Genomic DNA, 4,975 nt, shown 5'->3' with positions numbered 1-4,975 from the left:
AGTCGCTCGTCATCGTCTCTTCGTAGGTCATTGGAGCGATTAAGTCACCATTTGTTAGACCTGCAACCAAAGAAATCCCCTGATATCTTCTTCCAGAGACTTTACCTCCTATTAACTGACCCTTTGATGAGCGACCATATTCTCGATAAAAGTAAGTATCGAATCCTGTTTCATCAATATAAACAGGTGCTAAGTGCTTTAAACTATTAAAATTCTTAAGAAATAAGGCTACTTTTTCTGGGTCTTGTTCATAGATAGTATAGTACTGTATGGTTACCGAACAAGTCTAATGAAAAAATTCTGATGATAGTTCTAAATCTCAATAACCGCTTGGGTTCCATGATCCAACTCCAGCAAGACATCTATACTTGTATAGAAAATCCTGCCCTGAATAAGGAGATGTAAATATTTCTTTCCTCCAAAATGGTCATAGTTTTGCTGGCAAATCTAACATATCATGGATAAATTAACAAGTGATTTCTGAATTGCTAAACATTTTCTTTTCTTATAGCATATTTTCAGATTTTCTCTTTGAGAAAGATATTTACAAGAAAAAGGTTCGTTTTTTGTCTATTTTCAAAAAGTCTTAAAACTAAATTGAAAGAATTTTTAGAAAATTTTTGTTTTTCTCTTTACAGTTTAAAAAAATTCTGCTATAATAGCTCATGTAATAAAATATGACAACAAAAGGAGAACGATATGACATCTGCTAAAGAATATATCCAAAGCGTGTTTGAAACTGTAAAAGCTCGTAATGGGCACGAGGCTGAATTCCTCCAAGCTGTTGAAGAATTTTTCAACACTTTGGAACCTGTATTTGAAAAACACCCTGAGTATATCGAAGAAAATATCTTGGCACGTATTACTGAGCCTGAGCGCGTAATTTCTTTCCGTGTTCCTTGGGTTGACCGTGATGGAAAAATTCAAGTAAACCGTGGTTACCGTGTTCAATTCAACTCAGCTGTTGGACCATACAAAGGAGGACTTCGTTTCCACCCAACTGTAAACCAAGGGATTTTGAAATTCCTCGGATTTGAACAAATCTTCAAAAACGTCTTGACTGGACTTCCAATCGGTGGAGGTAAAGGTGGATCAGACTTCGATCCTAAAGGTAAAACAGATGCTGAAGTGATGCGCTTCTGCCAAAGCTTCATGACTGAGTTGCAAAAACACATCGGACCATCACTTGACGTACCTGCTGGTGATATCGGCGTAGGTGGACGTGAAATTGGTTACCTTTATGGTCAATACAAGCGTCTTAACCAATTTGATGCTGGTGTCTTGACTGGTAAGCCTCTTGAATTTGGTGGTAGCTTGATTCGTCCAGAAGCAACTGGTTACGGTTTGGTTTACTATACTGAAGAAATGCTCAAAGCTAACGGTAATAGCTTTGCTGGTAAGAAAGTGGTTATTTCAGGTTCTGGGAACGTTGCTCAATACGCTCTTCAAAAAGCGACTGAACTTGGCGCTACTGTCATCTCTGTATCTGACTCAAACGGTTATGTCATCGATGAAAATGGTATCGACTTCGATCTTTTGGTTGATGTTAAAGAGAAACGTCGTGCTCGTTTGACTGAGTATGCAGCTGAGAAAGCAACTGCAACATATCACGAAGGTTCTGTATGGACTTACGCTGGAAACTATGATATTGCGCTTCCATGTGCTACTCAAAACGAAATCAACGGTGAAGCAGCTAAACGTTTGGTTGCTCAAGGCGTTATCTGTGTATCTGAAGGTGCCAACATGCCGAGCGACCTTGATGCCATCAAAATCTACAAAGAAAATGGTATCTTCTACGGACCTGCCAAAGCTGCCAACGCTGGTGGTGTAGCCGTTTCAGCCCTTGAAATGAGCCAAAACAGTCTTCGCCTCTCATGGACTCGTGAGGAAGTTGATGGACGTCTCAAAGACATCATGACAAACATCTTCAACACAGCTAAAACAACTTCAGAAACATATGGTCTTGATAAAGACTATCTTGCAGGAGCAAACATTGCTGCATTTGAAAATGTAGCAAACGCTATGATTGCCCAAGGTATTGTTTAAGATTCATTTGCTTAATCCTCAATCGCTTCGATTGGGGATTTTTATCTTGAGTTAAACGGTTGGGAAATTCTAATTTAATTAAATTAAATGAAATGAAATAAAAACCGAACAAATTGATTGCGGAATTCAAACCAATTTCTAACAATGTTTTATAAAACTCAGTGGACTATTCTAAATTCAATCTATTTTATACTTTTCGAAAATCTCTTCAAACCACGTCAGCGTCGCCTTACCGTAGATATGTTACTGACTTCGTCNNTTTTCATTGAGTATTACTTACTCGCCAACTTCTTAAACAAAAAGAAAAACCACTACTCCTAAGAATAGCGATTTAATCATGTTTTTAAGCTACTAATGTAGTCGCTCTATTATTTAAGAGTAACTGAAGCTCCAGCTTCTTCCAATTTAGCTTTGATTTCTTCAGCTTCTGCAGTTGCAACGCCTTCTTTAACAAGTGCTGGTGCACCGTCAACAAGTTCTTTAGCTTCTTTAAGACCAAGACCTGTGATTTCACGTACAACTTTGATAACGCCAACTTTTTTGTCGCCTGCAGATGTCAATTCAACGTCGAATGAATCTTTAGCAGCACCAGCGTCAGCAGCACCAGCTGCAGCAACAGCTACAGGAGCAGCTGCAGTTACACCAAATTCTTCTTCGATAGCTTTTACAAGGTCGTTCAATTCAAGGATTGAAGCTTCTTTAATTTCAGCAATAATGTTTTCAATGTTCAATGCCATTGTTATTTCCTCCAAATATGTTTTAAATTTATAATAGATTTTCGTAGCTAGGCTACGCTACGTAGCTTAAGATTAAGCTGCGTCTTCTTTGCTTTCTGCAACCGCTTTGACTGCAAGAGCAACGTTGCGCACTGGCGCTTGAAGTACAGAAAGGAGCATAGAAAGAAGTCCTTCGCGGTTTGGAAGAGTTGCAAGTGCAAGAATCTCTTCTTTAGATGCGACAGCGCCTTCGATTGCACCACCTTTGATTTCAAGTGCTTCAGCGTTTTTAGAAAAGTCGTTCAAGATTTTCGCTGGTGCAATAACATCTTCGTTAGAAAATGCTACTGCAGATGGTCCAACGAATACTGATGCAAGATCTTCAAGACCAGCTTTTTCAGCTGCACGACGCAAGATTGAGTTTTTAATGACTTTATACTCAACTTCGCTTCCACGAAGCTCACGACGAAGAACTGTATCTTGCTCAACTGTCAAACCACGAGCGTCTACAACGACGATAGATGCAGCAGCTTTCATTTTTTCAGCTACTACGTCAACTAGTTCCGCTTTTTTAGCAATAATTGCTTCACTCATTAGTGTGTTCACCTCCGTAATTATTTTGCTTGGGGAATTTTTCCAAAAGAAAAACGCGCCCAAACCTAGACACGAAAGTACAATACGCTTCTTTTTACATGATACGTTTTGTCCTCGGTAGGATATTTATGAGTCGAGCTCCCCTACTGTCTTAGGCAGTTTTTTCAAACCGTATATAAGTATAGCATAGTCAAAAAAAGAATGCAAGATTTTTACAAACTTTTTTTAAAATTTTTCGTGATTTTTCTTCTAAAGTTCTACTGTCAGAACTTGACCTTGCTTAACAACCTGTTCTCCAGCAATATAGACATCATCAACATCACTGGATTTGACAGCATAAACTAGGTGAGAGAGCATATTTTCTTGAGGTTGGAGATGGATTTTGCCTTGTGGTTGAATAACGAGAAAATCTGCCTGCTTGCCGACTTCTAGACTTCCTATCTGATTTTCCATTCCTAGGACCTTAGCCCCTTCGATTGTCAGTGCCTTGAGCGCTGTTTCGATAGGAAATTGGCTGGCATCCCCACTTTTCATCTTCTGAAGAAGGGCTGCAGTCCGTCCCTCCTCAAACATATCAAGATTGTTATTGGAAGCGACCGAGTCAGTCGCAATTCCGACTGCTACTCCTGCTTTTTGGAGCTGGATAATTGGAGCAATTCCTGATGCCAGTTTGAGATTACTGATAGGATTGTGAGCAATAGCCACTTGAGAAGTTGCCAAGCGTTCAATTTCTCGCTCGTTTAATTCGACCCCATGAGCAAAGACAGACGGATGATCTAAGTAACCCAGTTCTTCTAGAAAGGCGAGGGGGCGTTTGCCGTATCGTTTCAGGATAATGCCTGATTCTTCCTTGGTCTCCGCCACATGGATATGGATTGGAATAGCAAGCTCTTTTGCCATTTCCAAACTCGCTTCCAGCAAGTCTCTACTGCAGCTATAGGGAGAATGAGGTGCTACCATAACCTTGAAATTTGGATTTTTATATTTTAAGATTTCGTCTATGATGGATCGAGTTCTGCTTATAGTCTCAGCAGTTGTTTCTGTCTCTGAAGAAAAGAGAGTCGGAGAAAAATAACAACGCATCTTGGAATCTTTCACTGCCTGATAAATCTGCTCAATATTCACACCATTGGGATTATACATATCATTAAAGGTTGTTGTTCCTGACTGGAGCATCTCTGTCAGAGCTTCTTTGACCGCCTTAGTAGTCATGTCGGGAGTAAACTCAGCTTCTGCTGGCCAGATATAGTCATTGAGCCATTCATGGAGATTGCTATCATCCCGAATTCCTCTCAAACCTGTCATAGCAGAATGGGTGTGGCAATTGACCAACCCAGGCATAATCCAAGCTCCCTGATAGTCTATAATCTGCTCAGCTTGCTCTAAAAACGCTGGCTTATCTTGACCGACATAGACGATTTGAGAATCCTTGACTGCTAAGATTCCATCAAGATAAACATGGAAATCTTGATCACAAGTCACGATATTTACATTCTGAAAGACTTTCATTATAGGCTCCTTTTCTAAAAGACAAGTTATACTCTCTTCAAACTACTTCAGATTCACTTTGCCGTAGGTGTGGTTACTGACTTCGTCAGTTCTATCTGCAACCTCAAAAC

At 39.8% G+C, this 4,975-nt stretch carries 4 protein-coding genes, 2 pseudogenes and 1 other annotated feature; of the genes and pseudogenes, 1 reads left to right on the top strand and 5 read right to left on the bottom strand.

Features of this window, described 5'->3' with window-relative positions:
- Positions 1-259, bottom strand: a pseudogene (locus tag HT719_RS02590) (IS630 family transposase); the annotation flags it as partial.
- A 56-nt stretch (positions 260-315) separates the two neighbouring features.
- A pseudogene (locus HT719_RS11475) lies at positions 316-496 on the bottom strand (hypothetical protein); the annotation flags it as partial.
- Positions 497-699: 203 nt separating this feature from the next.
- Here HT719_RS11475 and gdhA point away from each other — a divergent pair.
- Complete coding sequence (gene gdhA, locus HT719_RS02585; protein WP_000199528.1) at positions 700-2,046, top strand: NADP-specific glutamate dehydrogenase; 1,347 nt, start codon at positions 700-702, stop codon at positions 2,044-2,046.
- A gap of 368 nt (positions 2,047-2,414) precedes the next feature.
- Here the strand turns inward: gdhA and rplL are convergent, their stop codons facing one another.
- From rplL to HT719_RS02570, 3 genes are all read right to left on the bottom strand, one after another.
- Entirely contained in the window at positions 2,415-2,783 is a 369-nt protein-coding gene (rplL, locus tag HT719_RS02580) for a 50S ribosomal protein L7/L12 (RefSeq protein WP_001196965.1), read from the bottom strand.
- 72 nt (positions 2,784-2,855) lie between these two features.
- Positions 2,856-3,356 carry a 50S ribosomal protein L10 gene (gene rplJ, locus HT719_RS02575; RefSeq protein WP_001287278.1) on the bottom strand — a complete coding sequence of 167 codons (501 nt, stop codon included), beginning with the start codon at positions 3,354-3,356 and terminating at the stop codon, positions 2,856-2,858.
- A 38-nt stretch (positions 3,357-3,394) separates the two neighbouring features.
- Positions 3,395-3,530: a sequence feature (ribosomal protein L10 leader region), on the bottom strand.
- 75 nt (positions 3,531-3,605) lie between these two features.
- Entirely contained in the window at positions 3,606-4,865 is a 1,260-nt protein-coding gene (locus HT719_RS02570) for a TRZ/ATZ family protein (protein ID WP_050261725.1), read from the bottom strand.
- Between the last annotated feature and the right edge of the window lie 110 nt (positions 4,866-4,975).

Source organism: Streptococcus sp. k-378 (assembly GCF_013277505.1).
GTDB lineage: Bacteria > Bacillota > Bacilli > Lactobacillales > Streptococcaceae > Streptococcus > Streptococcus pseudopneumoniae.
The sequence above is the reverse complement of the archived record's forward strand: the minus strand, read 5'-3'. Positions and strand labels throughout refer to the sequence as shown.

Coding starts and splice junctions, on each gene's coding strand:
- gdhA (WP_000199528.1), top strand. CDS start 700: ATGACATCTGCTAAAGAATATATCCAAAGCGTGTTTGAAACTGTAAAA.
- rplL (WP_001196965.1), bottom strand. CDS start 2,783: ATGGCATTGAACATTGAAAACATTATTGCTGAAATTAAAGAAGCTTCA.
- rplJ (WP_001287278.1), bottom strand. CDS start 3,356: ATGAGTGAAGCAATTATTGCTAAAAAAGCGGAACTAGTTGACGTAGTA.
- HT719_RS02570 (WP_050261725.1), bottom strand. CDS start 4,865: ATGAAAGTCTTTCAGAATGTAAATATCGTGACTTGTGATCAAGATTTC.